We start from the raw sequence: 20839 nt of genomic DNA on the forward strand, positions 1-20839 counted from the left end.
GAAGTCATCCGCAAGAGTGAGCCGCCCTCAACCCTTCGGCGCTGCACGGGCTCACCCTCTCGTTCGGGGGGTGATTTGTGACGCATCCCGTGGTCGCTTTCAGCCGCTTCATCGCGCCCTCGGCTACCGTGATGCAGTGCAAGCAGTCATCAAGCTCATCAGAGAGCACCCTTCCGCGGCGAGGTTCCTCGTCGTCGGGGGCATCGGCTTCGTGATCACCATGGTGATCAACTACGGGCTCAAGCTGTTCGTCATCCCTCAGCACCCCGTCACCGCCCTCGCGCTGGGCATCATCGTCGCGACGGTCTTCTCGTACTGGATGAACAAGAAGTGGTCGTTCGACGACCGGGGCGAGCGTCACACCGCCCACGAGATGTTGCTCTTCGTCATCGTCAGCGTCATCGGGGTCGGCCTCAACTCCGCGCCGCTCTACCTCTCGCGCTACGGATTCGGCCTCGAGGTGCCGAACGTCTCGCGCACCACGCAAGAGATCGCCGACTTCGTCAGCGGGCCGATCATCGGCACCATGCTCGCCATGGTGTTCCGGTACTGGGCGATGAACAAGTGGGTCTTCCCGAAGCGCGCCGAGCTCGTGGACGTCCTCTCGCCCACGTCCCCGTCGACGTCACCGACGCCGACGGTCTAGGCCGAGCGCGCCTCCCGGGCGTCGAGTCCGTCCGCGACGGGGCCCACGGCCGCCGCGACCACCGGCCCGAGGGGGCCGCGCGAGACCCCGGCACGCGCCCAGTTCGCGATGGCGGCCGCCGCCGCCGCGATCAACGTCGAACCGATCACCTGTGCCGCGAGATCCGACCGATCCCGCCCCGACCGCTCGGCCACGTACGAGGCGACCGCCCCCTGCTGACGCACGAACCGGACCGCGGCCGAGGCGACGAGGTCGTCGCCGAGGGCCATCGCCTCGGACTGGGTCAGGGCCCAGGGCACGCGTTCGGGGTCGTGGGCCTCGGCGAGCGCGACGAGTGCGGCCTCGACCGCGCGGACCGGCGACAGCTCGGAGGAGGCGCGCAGCAGGTCGCCGAGATCGGCGAGGCTCCGGTCGAGGTCGAGCCAGAAGAGGTCGGACTTGGCCTCGAAGTAGTTGAAGAACGTGCCACGGCTGACGCCGGCCCGACGGGCGATGTCGTCGACGGTCGTCCCGGCGTAGCCGTTCTCGAGGAACAACTCGGCCGCGGCGTCCGCCAGCATCTCGGCGGACGAGCGGCGCGGTCGGCCGACCGGCCGCCGAGGGCGGGTGGCGTCTGGTCCAACTGACATGGCCACCATCATGCCGCTAGACTCGACGGCGCACTTGTTGCACCCGGTCCACGAATGCCGCCTCGTCTCGGCGTCGTCGGATCCCACCCGACGTCCCGTCACTCCCCCGGAGCCCCATGCGCAGCCGCCTGCCCGTCCTGATCGCCGCCACCGCCGTCGCGAGCCTCGTGCTCGCCGGCTGCACGAGCGGGGGCGACCCGGACACCTCGTCCACCCCGGTCGCCGGGGGGACGCTGACCTACGCCTCGGGCGACGCCGAGCCGACCTGCCTCGACCCCCACGTCGGCGGCAACTACCCGCAGGCACTCGTGTCGACGCAGTACCTCGAGTCGCTCGTCTCGAAGGACGCCAACGGCGACATCGTCCCGTGGCTGGCCGACTCGTGGCAAGAGGGCTCCGACGGCCTCAGCTGGACCTTCACGCTCAAGGACGGCGTCTCGTTCACCGACGGCACCCCCTTCGACGCCACCGCCGTGGCGGCCAACGTCGCCCATCTCCAGGACCCCGCGACGCTGTCGTCGACCGGGTACCTCGCCCTCGGCAAGGTCACCGGCGTCGAGGCGGTCGACGCGCGCACGGCACGCTTCGACCTGAGCGAGCCCGACAGCGCCCTGCTCGAGTCCCTCTCACAGCCCTGGCTCGCGATGGAGTCACCCGAGGCCCTGACCCGGAGCCAGGAGGTCAACTGCGAGTCACCGGTCGGCACCGGCCCGTTCGCGGTCGAGTCGTGGACCAAGCAGCAACAGGTCGTGCTCACCCGCAACGACGACTACAGCTCGCCGCCGGCCGATGCCGGTCACCAGGGGCCCGCCCACCTCGACGAGGTCGTCTGGCGTTTCATCCCCGACTCGGCGTCCCGCTACGCCGCGCTGCAGGCCGGCCAGGTCGACGTGATCGACAACGCGCAGCCCGACACCCTCGTCGCCGCGGCGAAGGACGACTCGCTCGACGAGATCGACGCCCCGCGCCCCGGCGCCTCCAACCGCATCGAGCTCAACGCCGGCAAGGCACCCTTCGACGACGCGAGCGTCCGCGAGGCGTTCATCCGCGGTGTCGACGTCGACTCGGGCATCGACTCGCTGTTCTTCGGCACGGCGAAGCGGTCGTACAGTCCGCTGTCGAGCGTCGAGCCCCTGGCGTTCTCCGACGAGTCGCTCTTCGACGTCGACACCGACGCGGCGAACGACCTGCTCGACGAGGCGGGGTGGACCACCCGCGACGCGGACGGGTACCGCACGAAGGACGGCGTGCGACTCGCCGCGACCTTCCCCGTGAGCACGAACCAGTCGATCCCCGCCGAGCAGTCGCTGTTCGAGCAGGTCCAGGCCGGCGCGAAGGACCTGGGCTTCGACGTCACCCTCGAACCCCTCGACCTCTCGAGCTGGTACGGCGCCCTCGCGGCGAACGAGTACGACCTGGTGAGCGCGCCCTACACGAAGGTCGGCCCCGACGTGCTGCGCATCCTCTACGACAGCGACGGCATCACCCCCGCCCCGAGCGGCTACTTCGCCAACCTCTCGCAGACGAGCGATCCGGCCCTCGACGACCTGTTGACCCGCGCCTCCCGGACGAGCGACGCCGACGAGCGCGCCGACCTCTACCAGCAGGCCCAGCAGACCATCCTCGAGGGATGGCACGTCCTGCCGCTGTACGACCAGCAGAACCACTACCTGGTGCGCTCGGCCGTCCAGGGCGTCCGGGCAATGCCGACGGTTCAGGCACCGACGATGTACGACGCCTACAAGACGAGCTGATCGAGTGCGTCCGGGGCGGTGGCGACGGGCGGGTCGGTGGCTCGTCGGCCGCCTGCTCGGCGCGGTCTTCGTGCTCTGGGCCGTCGCGACCCTGATCTTCTTCGCCATCCGGCTCGTCCCGGGCGACCCGGCCGAGGCGATCCTCGGCGGTCCGGGGTCGCAGGCCTCGGCCGAGGCCCTCGACTCCGTCCGTCGGGGGTACGGCCTGGACCAGCCGTTGTTCGTGCAGTACCTCGCGCAGCTCGGACGGCTCGCCACGGGCGACCTCGGGACGTCGTACTCGCTGCGGACCGACGTCGGCCGGTTGCTGCTCGACCAGTTGCCGGGCACGATCGGTCTCGCGCTCCTCGCCCTGGTGGTGGCCTGGTCGATCGCGATCGTGACGGCCTGGTGGGCGACCCTCGGCGGCCGGATCGCCTCCGCGGTGTCGTCGGGTCTCGAGGTCGTCGCCTCGGCCGTGCCGCACTTCTGGCTGGCGAGTCTGCTCATCCTCGTCTTCAGCACCCGGCTCGGGCTGCTGCCCCCGGTGAGCACGGGAACCCCCGCGGGACTCGTCCTGCCGGTCGTCACCCTGGCGATCCCCGTCGCCGGGTTCCTCGGGCAGGTCACCCGCGACTCGCTGCTCGACGCGGCGGCCACCCCGTTCGCCCTCTCGGCACGAGCCCGGGGCGAGGGCCCGTCGGGACTCTTCGTCCGCCACCTGCTCCGACACGCGGCGCTGCCAGGGCTCGCCCTGTCGGGCTGGGCCTTCGGCTCGTTGCTCAGCGGCGCCGTCGTGGTCGAGTCGGTCTTCGCCCGCCCGGGTCTCGGTCGCACCCTGCTCGGCGCGGTCACGCTGCGCGACATCCCGCTCGTGACCGGCGTCGCCCTGGTCTCCGCGCTCGCCTACGTCGTCGTGGTCGCGCTCGGCGACCTGGCCGAACGCGCGGTCGACCCGAGAGGACGCGCGGCATGACGGCGCTGCCCGACCTGCCCCGGGATGCCGACCCGGCCCGCGCCTCCTCGTCCCGCACCGCCCGGCGGCGCCTGCCGCTCGGCCCGACCGAACTCGTGGCGGCCGCACTGCTCTCGCTGCTGGTCGTGATGGCGGTCGCACCGGGCCTGTTGGCCCCCGCCGACCCGCTCGCCGTGTCGCCGACCGACGCGTTCGCCGGTCCGTCGCTCGCGCACCCGTTCGGCACCGACGAGTCGGGGCGAGGCGTGTGGACCCGCGTCGTCCACGGAGCCGGTGCCTCGCTGACGATCGGCCTGGTCGCCACGATGATCGGGACGGGACTCGGCGTGGTCCTCGGCGTCCTGGCGGGCCTCGGCGGTCGCGGCCTCGTCGGCCGCGCGACCGACGCCGGCGTGAGCCGCGTCCTCGAGGTGCTCTTCGCCCTGCCCGGCCTCTTGCTGGCGCTCGTCGTCATCGCCTTCACCGGGCCGGGGGCCGTGCCGGCGACGATCGCCGTCGGCCTCGCGACCGCCCCGGGATACGCGCGGATCGTCCGCAGCCAGGTGGCGGCCGTCCGTCGGTCGCCGATGGTCGAGGCCGCGACCGTGCTCGGCCGACGCCCCGGGCTCGTCCTCGTGCGTCACGTGCTGCCGAACGCCCTCGCCCCCGTGGTCGTGCTCGCCACGCTGGGCCTCGGTCAGGCCGTGGTCTGGGCCTCGTCGCTGAGCTACCTCGGGCTGGGGTCACCGCCCCCGGCACCCGAGTGGGGCGCGATGCTCTCGGCCGGGCGCACGTACCTCGCGGTCGCCTGGTGGATGACCGTCTTCCCGGGGCTCGCCGTCGTGGTGACCGCTGCGTCGGCCACGGTGCTGGGGCGAGGTCTCGCACGACGCGGACGAGGAGGACGGCGATGACCACGGACCCGCTGGCGACCGGCGCCGCTCCCCGCGACCGGTACCGCGCCTCCTCGGACGAACTCGTCGTCGACCGCCTGCACGTCACCTTCGGTGGGGTGACGGCCGTCGACGACGTGTCGTTCTCGATGGGTCGCGGCGAATGCGTGGCCCTGGTCGGCGAGTCCGGCTCGGGCAAGAGCGTGACCGCGCGGGCCCTGCTCGGGCTGACCGGTGGCACCGTGACGGCCGACGCCCTGCGGCTCGGTGACGACGACCTGCTCACCCTGTCCGAACGGGGCTGGCGTCGGCTGCGGGGCCCTCGCATCGGACTCGTGCTGCAGGACGCCCTGGTCTCGCTCGACCCCCTGCGCCCGGTCGGCCGCGAGATCGACGATGCCCTGCGACTGCACACGCGACTCTCGCCGGCCGCCCGCCGAGCCCGCGTGCGGGAGGCCCTCACCGAGGTCGGCATGCCCGACCCCGAGGTGCGCCGGGGCCTGCGGTCGGGCGAGCTGTCGGGTGGACTGCGGCAGCGGGCGCTCATCGCCGCGGCCCTCGCCCTGCGACCCGGCGTGATCGTCGCCGACGAGCCCACCACCGCCCTCGACGCCGAGGTGCAGCGTCTCGTCGTCGACCGGCTCGCCGCCCTGCGCGACGCGGGCACGGCCGTCCTCGCGATCAGTCACGACCTCGGGGTCGTCCGCCGCCTGGCCGACCGCGTGGTCGTGATGCGCGACGGGCACGTCGTCGAGCAGGGTGACACGGCGACCGTGCTCGACTCGCCGCAGGCCGACTACACGCGCATGCTCATCGCCGCCCTGCCCGGCGGAGCCCCGCGGGGTCGGCGCCTCTCCGCCCCCGTGACCTCCGACGGCCCGGACGCAGGAGGCGCGCCCGCGTCGACGACGCCGGTCGCCTCCGACGCGCCCGGCCCAGGAGGCGCTCCCAGCCCGTCGACGCCGGTCGCGGCGACGACTCCCCCGTCCGGCCCCGTCCTCCTGGCGACGGGCCTGCGCCGGGTCTTCCCGGGGCGCCGGGGGCCCGACCGGGTCGCCGTGGACGACGTCTCGCTCTCGCTCGGGGCCGGCGAGACGCTCGGCCTCGTCGGCGCGTCGGGCTCGGGCAAGACGACGACGGCCCGCCTGCTGCTCGGCCTCGACGACCCCGACGCCGGGACGGTCGACCTGCTCGGCACGTCCTGGGCCCCGGCCCGCGAGCGCGACCGTCGTCCCCGCCGCGGCGACCTCGGCGCCGTCTACCAGGACCCCTCGAGCTCGTTCGACCCCCGGTTCACGGTCGGCCGCCTGCTGGCCGACGCGCTGACGTCGGGCCGCAGCACGCGCCTCGGTCCCGTCGAGCCCGAGGTCGTCGCCCTGCTGGCACGGGTCGGACTCGACGCCGACACGGTGACGCGTCGACCCGACACCCTGTCGGGCGGACAACGGCAGCGGGTGGCGATCGCGCGTGCCCTGGCCCCGCGGCCCCGGGTGATCGTCTGCGACGAGCCGGTCTCGGCGCTCGACGTCTCGGTCCAGGCCCAGGTGCTCGACCTCCTCGACGAGCTGCAGCGACAGGACGGGCTCGCCTACGTCTTCATCTCGCACGACCTGGACGTCGTCGAGCACATGTCCGATCGCGTCGCCGTGATGCACGAGGGCCGGATCGTCGAGCAGGGCCGCACGGCCGACGTGTTCTCCGCCCCGCAGCACGCCCACACCCGCGCCCTGCTCGCCGCCCGCCCCTAGCCGGGCCCTGCCCCTAACCGGCCCCTGCCCCGGGGCGGACGCGGCCCGGCCCGCCGGGGCGGGCAGCCGCCTCAGCCGCGGCGGGCGGCGTCGGCCTCGGCGGCCTTCGGGTCGACCACGTCGATGAGGCCGGACTGCGCCCACTCGAGCGCCCAGTCCGACTTCGCGACCTCGCTCGACTCGTCGGCGTAGGCCTCGACCAGCTCGCGCGCCTCGTCGTCGGTCGCGACCGAGGGGCCCGAGCCGAGCAGCGGCTCGTTGGCGGTCTCCTTCGTGAACCACACGGCGACGAGGCCGATCACGGCCGCGGCCATGAGGTAGAAGGCGGGGATGTCGTGGGCCCAGGAGAAGCCCTCGCCCTCGGCCCAGACGACCAGCGCCTCGGTGGCCAGGGGCGTGGTGCCGCCGAAGAGCGAGACGGACACGTTGAACGCGATGGCCAATGCGCCGTAGCGGATGATCGTCGGGAACAGCGCGGGCAGCGTCGACGGCATGGTCGACGTGAACGTGACGAGCACCAGGCCGAGCACCAGCAGGCCGACGAAGACGAGCGGCGTGCTCTCGGACTGCACGAGCTTGAGCGCCGGCCACGACAGCACCAAGAATCCGATGCAGCCGGCGAACAGCACCGGTCGACGGCCGAACCGGTCGCTCAGGCGTCCGCTGAACGTGATGACGATCATCATCAGCACCATCACGACGATGACGAGCAACAGCCCCGAGGTCGCACTGCGGCCCAGCGTGTTGGTGAGGTAGGTCGGCATGTACGACAGCAGCATGTAGTCGGTCACGTTGAAGACGAGCACCAGACCGATGCAGACGATCAACGCCCGCCAGTTCTCGGCGAAGAGCTTCACGAGGGGCACCTTGACGTGCTCGCGACCGGCGGCTTCTTCTTGCTGCTTCTGGAAGGCCGGCGTCTCTTCGAGCTTGAGGCGCAGGTAGAGCCCGATCAGGCCGAGCGGTCCGGCGATCAGGAACGGGATGCGCCAGCCCCAGGCGAGCAGCGCCTCCTCGCTCATGCCGAGCTGGAGGCCGGTGACCAGCGAGGCGCCGAGCACGTAGCCGGCGAGCGTGCCGAACTCGAGCCACGAGCCCATGAAGCCGCGGCGCTTGTCGGGCGAGTACTCGGCGATGAACGTGGCCGCGCCTCCGTACTCACCGCCGGTCGAGAAGCCCTGCAGGAGGCGCGCCAGCAGCAGCAGGACGGGCGCCCAGAGGCCGATGGTCGCGTACGACGGGATCAGGCCGATGGCGAGCGTCCCCGCGGCCATCAGGATCATCGTGAGGGCGAGCACCTTCTGGCGTCCGATGCGGTCGCCGAGCGGGCCGAAGAACGCGCCGCCGATCGGCCGCACGATGAACGCGGCGGTGAACGTGCCGAAGGTGAACAGGATGTTGAGCGCGTCGTTGCCCGGCGGGAAGAACACCTGGGCGATGGTCGTGGTGATGTAGGCGTAGACGCCGAAGTCGAACCACTCCATGGCGTTTCCGAGGGCTGCGGCGCTGACCGCGCGCTTGAGCAGACCCTCTTCGACGACGGTGACGTCGTCGGTGGTCAGGCTGCGGCGGGCGGGCTTCTTGCTGTCGTTCTTCTTGGCTGACATCGGGTGAGGCCTCCAGGTCGTCGGGCGGTGGCAGTCGACCCCAGCGTCGGCAAAAAACCCGTCGAGCCTAACAGAACTGCCATGTCAGTACCAGTGCAGGGGGTGCAGGCGTGCAGGCACCGCAGCGCGCAGGAGGCGCGGTGGCGGTCCACGAGGAGCCCTCGCGGGGGTGCGTACACTGGTCGGAGTCCCACAACCAGGCACCTCCCCACCGACACGGTGCCGTCCACAGAACCGGAGAAGACCATGACGTCAGCGATGCCCGAGAAGCCCGCCCTCGAAGGACTCGAGGCCCGTTGGGGTCAGGTCTGGGAGGCCGACGGCACCTACCGCTTCGACCGCACCGACGCGACCCGCGCCTCCGTGTTCTCGGTCGACACCCCGCCGCCGACGGCGTCGGGCAGCCTGCACATCGGTCACGTGTTCAGCTACACGCACACCGACGTCAAGGCCCGGTTCGAGCGCATGCGCGGCAAGCGCGTGTTCTACCCGATGGGCTGGGACGACAACGGACTGCCCACCGAGCGTCGCGTGCAGAACTTCTACGGTGTGCGCTGCGACCCGTCGCTGCCCTACGACGCCGACTTCACCCCGCCCTTCGAGGGTGGCGACAACAAGTCGTCGAAGGCCGCCGACCAGGTGCCGATCTCGCGTCGCAACTTCATCGAGCTGTGCGAGCGCCTCACGGTCGAGGACGAGAAGCAGTTCGAGGACGTCTGGCGGAAGCTCGGCCTCTCGGTCGACTGGACCCAGAGCTACCGCACCATCGACGACGACTCGCAGGCCATCGCGCAGAAGGCGTTCCTCCGCAACCTGGCCCGCGGCGAGGCCTACCAGGCCGACGCGCCGACGCTCTGGGACGTCACGTTCCGCACGGCCGTGGCGCAGGCCGAGCTCGAGGACAAAGAGATGCCCGGGGCGTACCACAAGCTCGCCTTCCACCGCACCGACGGCCAGGGCGACGTGCTGATCGACACCACGCGGCCCGAGCTGCTGCCGGCCTGCGTGGCCCTCGTCGCGCACCCGGACGACGAGCGCTACCAGGCGTTGTTCGGCACGACCGTCCGCTCGCCGCTGTTCGACGTCGAGGTGCCGGTGGTGGCCCACCACCTCGCACAGCCCGACAAGGGCTCGGGCATCGCCATGGTCTGCACCTTCGGCGACACCAACGACGTGGTCTGGTGGCGCGAGCTGCAGCTGCCGAACCGTGCCGTGATCGGCTTCGACGGCCGCTTCGTCAGCGAGGCCCCCGAGGCGATCACGTCCGAGGCGGGGCGCGCCTCCTATGCGCAGCTGGCCGGCAAGACGGTCTTCAGCGCCAAGCAGTCCGTGGTCGAGCAGTTGACCGCGTCGGGTGAGCTCGTGGGCGAGATCCGCAAGATCTCGCACCCGGTCAAGTTCTTCGAGAAGGGCGACAAGCCGCTCGAGATCGTGTCGACGCGTCAGTGGTACATCGTCAACGGCGCCCGAGACGAGCAGCTCAAGGGTTCGCTCCTCGAGCGCGGCGGTGAGGTGGCCTTCCACCCCGACTTCATGCGCGTCCGCTACGACAACTGGGTCAACGGCCTCAACGGCGACTGGCTGATCTCGCGCCAGCGCTTCTTCGGCGTGCCCATCCCGGTCTGGTACCCGCTCGACGGCGACGGCAACCCCGTCTTCGACCAGGTGATCGTTCCCACCGAGGCGCAGCTCCCCATCGACCCGGCGTCCCAGGCCGCCCCCGGCTACGACGAGTCGCAGCGGGGCGTGCCCGGCGGATTCGTCGGCGAGGTCGACGTCATGGACACCTGGGCGACCTCGTCGCTCACCCCGCAGCTGGCCGGCGGATGGGAGCGCGACCCCGAGCTGTTCGACCTCGTGTTCCCGTACGACGTGCGCCCCCAGGGGCAGGACATCATCCGCACCTGGCTCTTCTCGACGATGCTGCGGTCGCAGCTCGAGTCGGGCACCGTGCCGTGGAAGAACGCGTCGATCTCGGGCTTCATCGTCGACCCCGACCGCAAGAAGATGTCGAAGTCGAAGGGCAACGTGGTGACCCCGGCCGCCATGCTCGACGACCACGGCTCGGACTCGGTGCGCTACTGGGCGGCGTCGAGCCGCCTGGGCACCGACGCGGCGTTCGACCCCCAGAACCCCAAGCAGATCAAGATCGGTCGCCGTCTGGCGATCAAGGTGCTCAACGCCGCCAAGTTCGTGTACTCGTTCGAGCTGCCGTCGGGTGAGTTCGAGATCACCCAGCCGCTCGACCGCGACCTCCTCGCATCCTTCGCCGCCGTGATCGAGACCGCGACCGAGGCGCTCGAGGGCTACGACCACGCCCGGGCGCTCGAGACGACCGAGAAGTTCTTCTGGACGTTCTGCGACGACTACCTCGAACTCGTGAAGGAGCGCGCCTACGGTGCCACCACGCCGGCCGAGCAGGCCTCGGCCGTGCTCGCGCTGCGCACGGTGCTCGAGGGCCTGCTGCGTCTGCTCGCGCCCTACCTGCCGTTCGCGACCGAAGAGGTCTGGTCCTGGACGCACGACGACTCGGTGCACCGGGCCGCGTGGCCGACGGTCGACGAGCTCGGACTCTCCGAGGGCGAGACCTCGTCCGGCCTCGTCGGGCTCGTCGGGCAGGCACTGATCTTCGTCCGGCGGGCGAAGTCGGACGCCAAGGCCTCGCAGAAGACCCCGGTGGCCTCGGCCGTCATCACGGGTCCCTCGGCCCAGCTCGACCTCGTGAAGCTCGCGGCGGGCGACCTCGCCGCGGTCGGCAAGATCGCCGAGCTGTCCTTCGCCGAGGGTGACGAACTGGCGGTCGGCGACATCGTGTTCGCCGAGGTGCCGGCCGACGCCGGCGCTGCTGCCGCTCCGGCCCCGACGGCGGGTGCCTGATGCAGCTCGGTACGCGGTGGAGCGTCGGAGGCGCGGCTCCGGCCGAGCTGCCCGCTGCGGTCCTCGGGGCGGTCGCCCAGGTCGAGCGTGAACTCTCCGACCAGGGCGTCGACGCCACGTCGTGGCGCTGGACGCTGACCTGGCTCGAGCGTCGCCCCGTCGTCGAGCTCGACGACGGCACGGTCATCCGGGTCGACGCCGTCACCGGCGAGGCCCGCATCCACGAGCCCGTCGACGCCGAGGGCGACGACGACTGAACCGGCCCGTCCTCGGAGCCACGACGTGCCGCTCACCTCTCGAGGTGAGCGGCACGTCGCGTCCACCGGGGAGGTCGTGAGCCGTCAGGCGCGGGCGAGCAGCTCGCCGTGCGGCATGATCAACCAGCCGTCGGGGGCGTCACGCCACGAGCGCCAGGCGTCGGCGATCGCGTGCAGTTCGTCGTGCGTGGCGGCGTCCTTCTCGATCGCGTCGGCGTAGAACGCCGACTCCGTCGCGCGGGCCGCCCAGCTGTCGCCCCACCACGTGCGGTCCTCGTCGGACGCGAAGCACCAGACGGAGGCGCTACTCGCCACGTCGACGAAGCCCGCCTCGAGCGCCCACCCCTTGAGGCGCCTCCCGGCGTCGGGTTCACCGCCGTTGCCCCGGTGCACGGTCTGGTAGACGTCCATCCACCGGTCGAGACCCGGGTTCTCGGGTGCCCAGACGCAGCCGTGGTAGTCGACGTCGCGGACGGCGACGACTCCCCCGGGCCGCGCCACCCGGCGCATCTCGCGCAGGGCGGCGACCGGGTCGCCGACGTGCTGCAAGACCTGGTGCGCGTGCACCACGTCGAAGGCGTCGTCCTTGAACGGCAGGGCGAACAGGTCGGCGGTCTCGAAGTGGACGTTGTGGAGCCCGGCCCCGACCGCGAGCGACGTCGCCTGCTCGACGATGCCGGCGGCGGCGTCGATGCCGATCACGCGACCGGGCGCGACGCGGCCGGCGATGTCGACGGTGATGGTCCCCGGCCCCGACCCGACGTCGAGGACGCTGACCCCGGGCACGAGGTGCGGCTCGAGATACGCGGCGGAGTTCTCGACCGTCCTCCACGCGTGGCTCCGTAGCACGCTCTCGTGGTGGCCATGGGTGTACCGGGCGGGCGTCTCGGGGCGTTCGCTCATGCGGCGACCCTAGCGCGCCTCCTAGTGTGGGCTGATGACGAACCCGTTCCTCTCCCCCAGCACGCTGCCGTACTCGCTGCCGCCGTTCGCGAGCATCACCGACGACGACTACGGCCCCGCGTTCGACGCCGGGTTCGCCGAACAGCTGGCCGAGGTCGAGGCGATCGCGACCGACCCGGACGAGCCGACCTTCGAGAACACGGTCGCCGCCCTCGAACGCAGCGGCGCCATCCTCACCCGTGTCCAGCACGTCTTCTTCAACAAGACCTCGTCGGACTCGACCGAGGCCACCGACGCCCTCGAACTCGAACTCGCCCCGCGGCTCGCGGCGCACGCCGACGCGATCCGACTCGACCCGCGGCTCTTCGCCCGTCTCCGCAGCGTGCACGAGCGCCGCGACGCCCTCGACCTGACCGCCGAGCAGCGCTACCTCGTCGAGCGGCTCGTCGCCGAGGCCACCCGCTCGGGAGCCGCCCTCGCCGACGACGACAAGGTCCGCCTCCGCGACCTCAACGGCCGGCTCTCCACCCTGTCCACGAGGTTCGAGAAGAACCTGCTGGCCGACACGAACGACCTCGCCGTCGTGGTCGACGACGTCGCCGAACTCGACGGACTCGACGCCGGGGCGATCGCGGCCGCCGCCGAGGCGGCCCGAGAGCGAGGGCTCGAGGGCCGCTACGTCATCACGCTCGTCCTCTTCAGCGGGCACCCCTACCTGGCGAGCCTGACCGACGAGGGACTCCGCGATCGGATCATGCAGGCGTCGCTCTCGCGTGGACGGCGCGGAGGCGACCACGACAACCGCGAACTCGTCCTCGAGATCGCCCGGCTGCGCGCCGAGCGGGCCGAACTGCTCGGCTTCGCGTCGCACGCCGCCTACGTCACGGCGGGCGAGACCGCGGGCACCCCCGGGGCGGTGGCCGACCTGCTCGGCCGACTGGCGCCTCCTGCTGCCCGGAACGCCCGCGCCGAGCAGGCCGAACTCGAGCGCGTCGCCGGCCGGACGATCCGGGCCTCGGACTGGGCCTTCTACACCGAACGGGTGCGCGCCGAGGAGCACGACGTCGACACGGCCGCGATGCGCCCGTACTTCGAGGCCGAGCGCGTGCTGCAGGACGGCGTCTTCTTCGCCGCGAGGCTGCTCTACGGCCTGCGGTTCGCCGAACGCGCCGACCTGACGGGCTACCACCCCGACGCGCGGGTCTTCGAGGTGACCGACGCCGACGGCGGCGACGTCGGCCTCTACGTCCTCGACCTCTACACGCGCGACAGCAAGCGCGGCGGCGCCTGGATGAACCCGCTCGTCTCGCAGTCGTCGCTCACCGGGCTGCCCACCGTCGTGGTGAACAACCTCAACGTCCCGAAGCCGCCGGCCGACCAACCGACCCTCCTCACGCTCGACGAGGTGACCACGTTCTTCCACGAGTTCGGGCATGCCCTGCACGGTCTCGTCGCCCGGGTGACCTACCCGAGCTTCTCGGGCACCAACGTCTTCCGCGACTTCGTCGAGTTCCCCAGCCAGGTGAACGAGATGTGGATGCTCTGGCCGGAGGTGCTCGCGAACTACGCCGTGCACCACGAGACCGGCGACCGGCTGCCGCAGCGACTGGTGGACGCCCTCCTCGCCTCCCAGGGCTTCAACCAGGGTTTCGAGACGAGCGAGTACCTCGCGGCGGCCCTGCTCGACCAGGCCTGGCACGCCCTCTCGTCGGCCGAGGCCGCGGCGGTCACCGACGTCGAGGCGTTCGAGCAGGAGGCGCTGGCCGCGGTCGGCCTCGACCTCGCGTCGGTCCCCACCCGCTACTCGAGCACGTACTTCGCGCACACCTTCTCGGGGGGCTACGACGCCGGCTACTACTCGTACATCTGGAGCGAGGTGCTCGACGCCGACACGGTCGAGTGGTTCGAGCAGAACGGCGGGCTGACCCGCGAGAACGGCCACCGGTTCCGCGCACGCCTGCTGGGCGTCGGCGGCTCGAAGGACCCCCTCGAGGCCTACCGCGACTTCCGTGGGCGGGACGCCCGGGTCGAGCCGCTGCTCGCGCGGCGCGGCCTCGCCTGACACGAGAACGCCCCGGCCGAACCGGCCGGGGCGTTCTGACGTCGCTGCTAGGCGGACTTCTCGGTGCGCTGCTCGACGAGGCGCGGCACGATCGTGGGCGCGGCGTTCTCGAGCACCGACGCCCGCGTGATGACGACGCGCCCGACGGTGTCGTCGGACGGGACGTCGAACATGATCGGCCCGAGGACCTCTTCGAGGATGGCGCGGAGACCACGGGCACCGGTCTGACGCAGGACGGCCAGGTCGGCGATCGCCTCGAGGGCGCCGCGATCGAACTCGAGCTCGACCCCGTCGATCTCGAACATGCGCTGGTACTGCCGCACGAGAGCGTTCTTGGGCTCGGTGAGGATCTGCATCAAGGCCGGCTGGTCGAGCTGCGTCACCGTGGTCACCACGGGCAGACGGCCGATGAACTCGGGGATCAGACCGAACTTGTGCAGGTCTTCGGGCAGGACCTCGCTGAAGAGGGCCGCCTCGTCCTCTTTGCTGTGCAGCGGAGCGCCGAAGCCGATGCCGCGCTTGCCGGCGCGGTTCGAGATGATGTCCTCGAGTCCGGCGAACGCCCCGGCGACGATGAACAGCACGTTGGTCGTGTCGACCTGGATGAATTCTTGGTGGGGGTGCTTGCGGCCACCCTGCGGCGGCACCGAGGCCACGGTGCCCTCGAGGATCTTGAGCAGTGCCTGTTGCACGCCCTCGCCCGAGACGTCTCGCGTGATGGACGGGTTCTCGGCCTTGCGGGCGATCTTGTCGATCTCGTCGATGTAGATGATGCCGGTCTCGGCCCGCTTGACGTCGTAGTCCGCAGCCTGGATCAGCTTCAGCAGGATGTTCTCGACGTCTTCGCCGACGTAACCCGCCTCGGTCAGGGCCGTGGCGTCAGCGACGGCGAACGGCACGTTGAGTCGCTTGGCGAGGGTCTGGGCCAGGTAGGTCTTGCCGCAGCCGGTCGGGCCGATCAACAAGATGTTCGACTTCGAGATCTCGACCTCGTCGGCCAGCGACTCGGCGGCCGTGAGGGTGGAGGCGGCACGGATCCGCTTGTAGTGGTTGTAGACGGCCACGGACAGCGCACGCTTCGCCGCGTCCTGACCGATCACGTACTCTTCGAGGAACGAGTAGATCTCGCGGGGCTTGGGCAGGTCGAACTCGCTCGCGGGTTCGTCGCCGGCCTCGGCGAGGCGCTCTTCGATGATCTCGTTGCAGAGCTCGACGCATTCGTCGCAGATGTAGACGCCGGGACCGGCGATCAGCTGCTGGACCTGCTTCTGGCTCTTGCCGCAGAACGAGCATTTGAGCAGATCGGCACTCTCACCTATGCGCGCCATGCTCGGCCTCCCTGATTGGCTGAGGTCATCGACCGGGACCGGTCGTCGTGTGGGACGAGCCTAACCCGATCCGCCGACACTCACGGACCGACCCGGGGGGTTCGAGCACATCCGCGGTGGTGGCGGACGGACGCCGGGGCGTCCGTCCGCCCGTCGACACGACGACGGCCCCGGGCGGGTGCCCGGGGCCGTCGTCGTCGTGCCGTGGTCAGCGCGTGAGCGCCGCCGGCTGGTTCTTGCGCGAACCGAGGACCTGGTCGACGAGACCGTAGTCGAGGGCCTCCTGCGCACCGAGGATGTTGTCGCGCTCGATGTCGCGGTTCACCTGCTCGGGCGTCTTGTTCGAGTGCTTCGACAGGGTCTCTTCGAGCCAGGTGCGCATGCGGAGCACCTCGGCGGCCTGGATCTCGATGTCCGAGGCCTGGCCGCCGCTGCTGCCACCGGTCGCGGGCTGGTGGATCAGCACGCGGGCGTTGGGCAGGGCGAGACGCTTGCCGGGCTGACCCGCGGCGAGCAGGACGGCCGCGGCCGAGGCGGCCTGACCGAGGCAGACCGTCTGGATCTCGGGACGGATGTACTGCATCGTGTCGTAGATGGCCGTCATGGCCGTGAACGAGCCACCGGGCGAGTTGATGTACAGCGTGATGTCGCGGTCGGGGTCCATGCTCTCGAGCACGAGCAGCTGGGCCATGATGTCGTCGGCCGAGGCGTCGTCGACCTGCACGCCGAGGAAGACGATGCGGTCTTCGAACAGCTTCGCGTACGGGTCCTGACGCTTGTAGCCGTAGGCCGTCCGCTCTTCGAAGCTGGGCAGGATGTACCGGGAGCTGGGGGTCTGCACTCGACCCGTGCCACCCATCATCGGGAGTTCCATGAGTTCTTCTCTTTCTCGTTCTGACGAAGGGGCGGAGGGCCTAGGCCTGGTCGGTGCCGGCGCCGCCGACGACGTCGGTGGCCGAGCCGCGGATGTGGTCGACGAAGCCGTACTCGAGGGCCTCCTCGGCGGTGAACCAGCGGTCGCGGTCGCCGTCTTCGTTGATCTGCTCGACGGTCTTGCCCGTCTGTGCGGCCGTGATCTCGGCCAGTCGACGCTTCATCGAGAGGATGAGCTGCGCCTGCGTCTGGATGTCCGACGAGGTGCCGCCGAACCCGCCGTGCGGCTGGTGCAGCAGGACGCGCGCGTTCGGCGTGATGTAGCGCTTGCCCTTGGTGCCGGCCGTCAGGAGCAGCTGGCCCATCGACGCGGCCATGCCGATGCCGACGGTGACGATGTCGTTCGGCACGAACTCCATGGCGTCGTAGATCGCCATGCCCGCCGTGATCGACCCGCCGGGCGAGTTGATGTAGAGGTAGATGTCCTTCTCGCTGTCTTCCGCAGCGAGCAGCAGCAGTTTCGCGGCGATCTCGTTGGCGTTCTCGTCGCGGACCTCAGAGCCGAGCCAGATGATCCGGTCTTTGAGCAGTCGGTCAAAAACACTGTTGGGCAGTGTCACGTCGGCCATGGTGGAGCTCCCATTCGTTGTCGCTTGTCGTCGAATCTATCGGAGCCAACGCACGGGTTCCGGGCTGTTCGCCCACGGCAGATACCGCGCCTCCCCGGCCTCGTCGGGGGCCCGTCCACGAGCCCGGGAGGCGCGGTGCCGGGAACGACGGAGGGCCGGGAACGACGGAGGGCCGGGTGCGCACTCGCACCCGGCCCTCTCGGACGTGACGGGTCAGCCGACCCGCCGCTCTCGCTTACGCGTGGTCGTGACCCGCGTGGTCGTCGTCGTCGCCGCCGACGCCGGCGGTCGCCGTGAAGGCGGACAGGTCGACCGAGTCGCCCTTGCCGTCGACGACCTTGGCCTTGCTGAGCACGACCGCGAGGGCCTTGCTGCGGGCGACCTCGCCGACCATGGCGGGGATCTGGCCGTTCTGGTCGAGGACCTTGATGAACTCGCCGGGCTCCATGCCGTACTGCGCCGCACCCTGGATGAGGTACTGCGTCAGTTCGTCCTGCTCGACCTTGACGGCCTCTTTCTCGGCGATGGCGTCGAGGAGGATCTGGTTGCGGAAGGCCTTCTCGCTGCTCTCCTTCACCTCGGCGCGGTGCTCGTCGTCCTCGAGGCGGTTCTCCTGCTCGAGGTGACGGTGCACCTCGTCCTCGACGAGCTTCTCGGGGACGGGGATCTCGACGGCCTCGAGCAGCTTCTCGACGACCTGGTCGCGTGCCTGGGCACCCTGACCGAAGGTCTTCGACTTGGCGAGCTGCTCTTTCAGGTCGCCCTTGAGCTCGTCGATCGTGTCGAACTGGCTGGCGATCTGGGCGAAGTCGTCGTCGGCCTCGGGCAGCTCGCGCTCCTTGACGGCCGTGACGTCGACGGCGATGAGGGCGGTCTCGCCCTCGCGGTCCCCGCCGAGCAGCTTCGACTCGAAGGTGGTGCTCTCACCGGCGGTGAGGGACTCGAGGGCCTCGTCGATGCCCTCGATCAGCTCGCCCGAGCCGAGCTCGTACGAGATGCCCTTGGCGGTGTCGACGACGTCGTCGCCGATGGTGGCCGTCAGGTCGATCTGCGCGAAGTCACCCGTGGTGGCGGGGCGGTCGACGGTGACCAGCGTGCCGAAACGGGTACGCAGGTTAGTCAGCTCTTCGGCGATCTCGTCGTCGGTGATGTCGACCGTGTCGACCGTCAGCTCGAGGCCGTCGTACTCGGGCAGGTCGAAGTCGGGACGCACGTCGACCTCGACGGCGATCTTCAGGTCGCCAGAGAAGTCCTTGACATTCGGCCACTCGACCACGTCGGCCTCGGGACGGCCGAGGACGCGGATCTCGGTCTCGGTCACGGCCTCGCGGTAGAACTTGTCGAGGCTCTCGCTGACGGCGTGGTTCAACACCTCTTCACGACCGACGCGCTGGTCGATGATGGGCGGCGGCACCTTGCCCTTGCGGAACCCGGGGATGTTGACCGACTCGGCGATGTGACCGTAGGCGTGCGTGACGCTGGGCTTGAGCTCGTCGGGGGTGACGACGATGTTGAGCTTGACGCGCGTGGGGCTGAGCTTCTCAACCGTGGTCTGGACCAATGTGGGGCTTCTCCTGTGTTGGTGGCGCTGAACTCACATCCGAGACAGCAGGTAGACGATCGTCGGGGCGACAGGACTCGAACCTGCGATCTTCCGCCCCCAAAACGGACGCGCTAGCCACTACGCTACGCCCCGTGTATCAGCCTGGAACCGGCCGGCACGCGTGATCCCCGTTGAGGTCGGGTACGTGAAGGCCGCGTCGAGTCTAGCCGACACCGAGGGGCCGTGACTGAGCGACCTCGTCGGATGCCTTATGCTGGTCTCACCCGTGCGGCCAGGCCGCTCACGGGGATGTAGCTCAATGGTAGAGCCTCAGTCTTCCAAACTGATCACGCGGGTTCGATTCCCGTCATCCCCTCTGTGTTTGTTCGACGCCTCCGTTTGTTCGACGCCTCCGGCGTCCGGCGGCGGGGGCGCCTCGAATGAAATCTTCTCCGCGCCTTGCACGCAGGCGTCGACGCCGGCAGGCGCCTTCGATGAAATGTTCTCCGGGCCTCGCATGCAGGCGTCGGCGCAGGCGCTCTTCAGGGGTCTCTCGGCCAGCTCGGGGGGAAGTCGTGCTGGCGGATGATTTTTCCCGGCGCGACGTGACCCAAGATGGCCACATGAGACGCGCGACGTTCGCACGGGTCGCGTTGGTCGGTGCGGTCGTGGCCACCCTGGCGGCCGGGTGCGCCGCCCCACCGACCGAGGCGACCAGCGCCTCCGGGTCCGGGTCCGGCGCGATCGCGCAGGCCGCGGCCGGGCCCGGCGTGGCCGTGGCACCCACCTCGGGCGGGGTGCGGGTCGCGATCGTCGGCGACTCGCTCACGGCCGGCGGAGGTCGCCTGCTGAGCGAGGGGCTCACCGCCGACACCTGGATGACCTACGCCCAGGGCGACGGCGTCGACTACGTCGGCGGCTACGCGAAGGGCGGCTCGACCGTGCAGGAACAGGCCGCCGCGGTGCGGCCCGTCGCCGACGTCGACGTCCTGGTCCTGATGTCGGGCACGAACGACGTGCGCCTCGGCACGAGCTTCGCCGAGTCCGCCTCGTCGTACGACGCCATCGTCGACACGATCCGGCCGGAGCACGTCGTCGTGGCCGCGATCCCGCCCTACGACCGTGCCCCCCGGGCCGCGGCCCGGTACGAGGCACAGCTCGAACGCTACGTCGCCGACAAGGGGTGGACCTTCACTGACCCCTGGGGGTTCGCGCGGGCGGGCGACGTCTTCGCCGCCGGCACGACCGTCGACGGCATCCACCCCACGACGGCCGGGTACGAAGCCGTCGGCCACGCCTTGCGCGACGTCGTCCTCGACGTCGCCGGCTCCCGGGTCGTCGCCCCCCAGGCGGACTCCCCCGCCGACCCGGCCGACACCCCTCCGGGCACGACCAGCTGACGACGCCCGTCCTCGACCTCAGCCGCCCGGTCAGGGGCGCGATGCCGACGCGGGGGACGCGTCGACTCAGTGCTGCAGGAAGGCCAGCACGGCGAGCACCCGGCGGTGGTCGGTGCCGCTGTCCTCCAGCAGGAGCTTCTGGAAGATCGAGGTGACGTTCTTCTCCACCGCGCCCGTTCCGATGACCAGTTCGGCCGCGATGGCGGCGTTCGTGCGACCCTCGGCCATCAGCGTCAGGACCTCCCGCTCCCGCGGCGTGAGCGCGGCGAGCGGATCGCTGCGACGGCCCAGCAACTGCGAGACGACCTGCGGGTCGAGGACCGTGCCGCCGTCGGACACCCGCCCGAGCGCGTCACGGAACTCGTCGAACGAGGCGATGCGGTCCTTGAGCAGGTAGCCGACGCCGCCCGAGCCCGCTTCGAGCAGGTCGCGGGCGTAGGCCACCTCGACGTACTGCGACAGCAGCAGGATGCCGAGGTCGGGCCGACGGCGTCGCGCCTCGATCGCGGCCCGGACGCCCTCGTCGGTGTGGGTCGGCGGCATGCGGACGTCGAGCACGGCGATGTCGGGACGGACCTCGTCCAGGTCGGCCAGCAACGAGTCGGCGTCGCCGTACGCCCCGACGACGTCGACCCCGATCTCGTCGAGGAGTCGGACGAGCCCCTCCCGCAGCAGCACCGAGTCGTCGGCGACGACGACACGGAGGGGCTGACGGGAGGGGCTCTCGAGACTCACGCGTCCAGACTACGGGCGCGG

17 protein-coding genes and 2 tRNA genes are annotated in these 20839 nt (G+C 70.8%); 10 read left to right on the forward strand and 9 right to left on the reverse strand.

Going from position 1 to position 20839, the window contains the following annotated elements; all coding sequences use genetic code 11:
- Positions 1–136 precede the first annotated feature (136 nt).
- Positions 137–646, forward strand: coding sequence for a GtrA family protein (locus EDF21_RS14650; RefSeq protein WP_056048350.1), 510 nt, complete (start codon positions 137–139; stop codon positions 644–646).
- Here EDF21_RS14650 and EDF21_RS14655 read toward each other — a convergent pair.
- Entirely contained in the window at positions 643–1275 is a 633-nt protein-coding gene (locus EDF21_RS14655) for a TetR/AcrR family transcriptional regulator (protein WP_158612932.1), read from the reverse strand. The genes EDF21_RS14650 and EDF21_RS14655 overlap by 4 nt on opposite strands.
- Before the next feature lie 116 nt (positions 1276–1391).
- Here EDF21_RS14655 and EDF21_RS14660 point away from each other — a divergent pair, with 116 nt between their 5' ends.
- Genes EDF21_RS14660 through EDF21_RS14675 form a run of 4 tightly spaced genes read left to right on the forward strand, consistent with a single transcriptional unit; the run spans position 1392 to position 6604 of the window.
- Entirely contained in the window at positions 1392–3029 is a 1638-nt protein-coding gene (locus tag EDF21_RS14660; RefSeq protein WP_123571851.1) for an ABC transporter substrate-binding protein, read from the forward strand.
- Between the two features lie 4 nt (positions 3030–3033).
- Positions 3034–3984 (forward strand): ABC transporter permease, encoded by a 951-nt coding sequence (locus EDF21_RS14665; RefSeq protein ID WP_123571852.1) that lies wholly within the window; start codon positions 3034–3036, stop codon positions 3982–3984.
- The gene (locus EDF21_RS14670; RefSeq protein WP_123571853.1) at positions 3981–4877 is read left to right on the forward strand and encodes an ABC transporter permease; all 897 of its coding nucleotides are present in this window, start codon (positions 3981–3983) and stop codon (positions 4875–4877) included. Before EDF21_RS14665 ends, EDF21_RS14670 begins: the two co-directional genes overlap by 4 nt.
- Positions 4874–6604, forward strand: coding sequence for an ABC transporter ATP-binding protein (locus tag EDF21_RS14675; protein ID WP_123571854.1), 1731 nt, complete (start codon positions 4874–4876; stop codon positions 6602–6604). The genes EDF21_RS14670 and EDF21_RS14675 overlap by 4 nt, the downstream gene beginning before the upstream one ends.
- Positions 6605–6675: 71 nt before the next feature.
- Here EDF21_RS14675 and proP read toward each other — a convergent pair whose 3' ends face one another.
- Positions 6676–8211, reverse strand: a complete 1536-nt coding sequence (gene proP / locus EDF21_RS14680) for a glycine betaine/L-proline transporter ProP (protein WP_123571855.1) — start codon at positions 8209–8211, stop codon at positions 6676–6678.
- Between the two features lie 246 nt (positions 8212–8457).
- On the opposite strand from proP, the gene valS reads away from it, so the two are divergent.
- Positions 8458–11088, forward strand: coding sequence for a valine--tRNA ligase (gene valS, locus EDF21_RS14685; protein WP_233568525.1), 2631 nt, complete (start codon positions 8458–8460; stop codon positions 11086–11088).
- The gene (locus tag EDF21_RS14690) at positions 11088–11345 is read left to right on the forward strand and encodes a hypothetical protein (RefSeq protein ID WP_123571857.1); all 258 of its coding nucleotides are present in this window, start codon (positions 11088–11090) and stop codon (positions 11343–11345) included. The genes valS and EDF21_RS14690 overlap by 1 nt, the downstream gene beginning before the upstream one ends.
- 84 nt (positions 11346–11429) lie before the next feature.
- Here the strand turns inward: EDF21_RS14690 and EDF21_RS14695 are convergent, their stop codons facing one another.
- Positions 11430–12248 carry a methyltransferase domain-containing protein gene (locus tag EDF21_RS14695; protein WP_123571858.1) on the reverse strand — a complete coding sequence of 273 codons (819 nt, stop codon included), beginning with the start codon at positions 12246–12248 and terminating at the stop codon, positions 11430–11432.
- A gap of 34 nt (positions 12249–12282) precedes the next feature.
- Here EDF21_RS14695 and EDF21_RS14700 point away from each other — a divergent pair, with 34 nt between their 5' ends.
- Complete coding sequence (locus tag EDF21_RS14700; RefSeq protein ID WP_123571859.1) at positions 12283–14310, forward strand: M3 family metallopeptidase; 2028 nt, start codon at positions 12283–12285, stop codon at positions 14308–14310.
- 47 nt (positions 14311–14357) lie between these two features.
- Here the strand turns inward: EDF21_RS14700 and clpX are convergent, their stop codons facing one another.
- The 5 genes from clpX to EDF21_RS14725 form a co-directional block, all read right to left on the reverse strand.
- Positions 14358–15638, reverse strand: coding sequence for an ATP-dependent Clp protease ATP-binding subunit ClpX (gene clpX, locus EDF21_RS14705; protein ID WP_043597039.1), 1281 nt, complete (start codon positions 15636–15638; stop codon positions 14358–14360).
- A 208-nt stretch (positions 15639–15846) separates the two neighbouring features.
- On the reverse strand, positions 15847–16512 hold the full coding sequence (locus EDF21_RS14710) for an ATP-dependent Clp protease proteolytic subunit (protein WP_304984900.1): 666 nt from the start codon (positions 16510–16512) through the stop codon (positions 15847–15849).
- A gap of 40 nt (positions 16513–16552) precedes the next feature.
- Positions 16553–17140, reverse strand: coding sequence for an ATP-dependent Clp protease proteolytic subunit (locus EDF21_RS14715; protein ID WP_043597035.1), 588 nt, complete (start codon positions 17138–17140; stop codon positions 16553–16555).
- 235 nt (positions 17141–17375) lie between these two features.
- The gene (gene tig, locus EDF21_RS14720) at positions 17376–18701 is read right to left on the reverse strand and encodes a trigger factor (protein WP_056048379.1); all 1326 of its coding nucleotides are present in this window, start codon (positions 18699–18701) and stop codon (positions 17376–17378) included.
- Positions 18702–18763: 62 nt separating this feature from the next.
- Positions 18764–18836 (reverse strand) — tRNA-Pro (locus EDF21_RS14725).
- 152 nt (positions 18837–18988) lie between these two features.
- On the opposite strand from EDF21_RS14725, the gene EDF21_RS14730 reads away from it, so the two are divergent.
- Positions 18989–19059, forward strand: a tRNA-Gly gene (locus EDF21_RS14730).
- A 247-nt stretch (positions 19060–19306) separates the two neighbouring features.
- Complete coding sequence (locus EDF21_RS14735) at positions 19307–20083, forward strand: SGNH/GDSL hydrolase family protein (RefSeq protein ID WP_158612933.1); 777 nt, start codon at positions 19307–19309, stop codon at positions 20081–20083.
- A 66-nt stretch (positions 20084–20149) separates the two neighbouring features.
- Here the strand turns inward: EDF21_RS14735 and EDF21_RS14740 are convergent, their stop codons facing one another.
- Positions 20150–20818: a response regulator transcription factor gene (locus EDF21_RS14740; RefSeq protein WP_123571861.1), complete on the reverse strand. Its 669-nt coding sequence runs from the start codon at positions 20816–20818 to the stop codon at positions 20150–20152.
- Between the last annotated feature and the right edge of the window lie 21 nt (positions 20819–20839).

Source organism: Frigoribacterium sp. PhB118, from assembly GCF_003751725.1.
GTDB lineage: Bacteria > Actinomycetota > Actinomycetes > Actinomycetales > Microbacteriaceae > Frigoribacterium.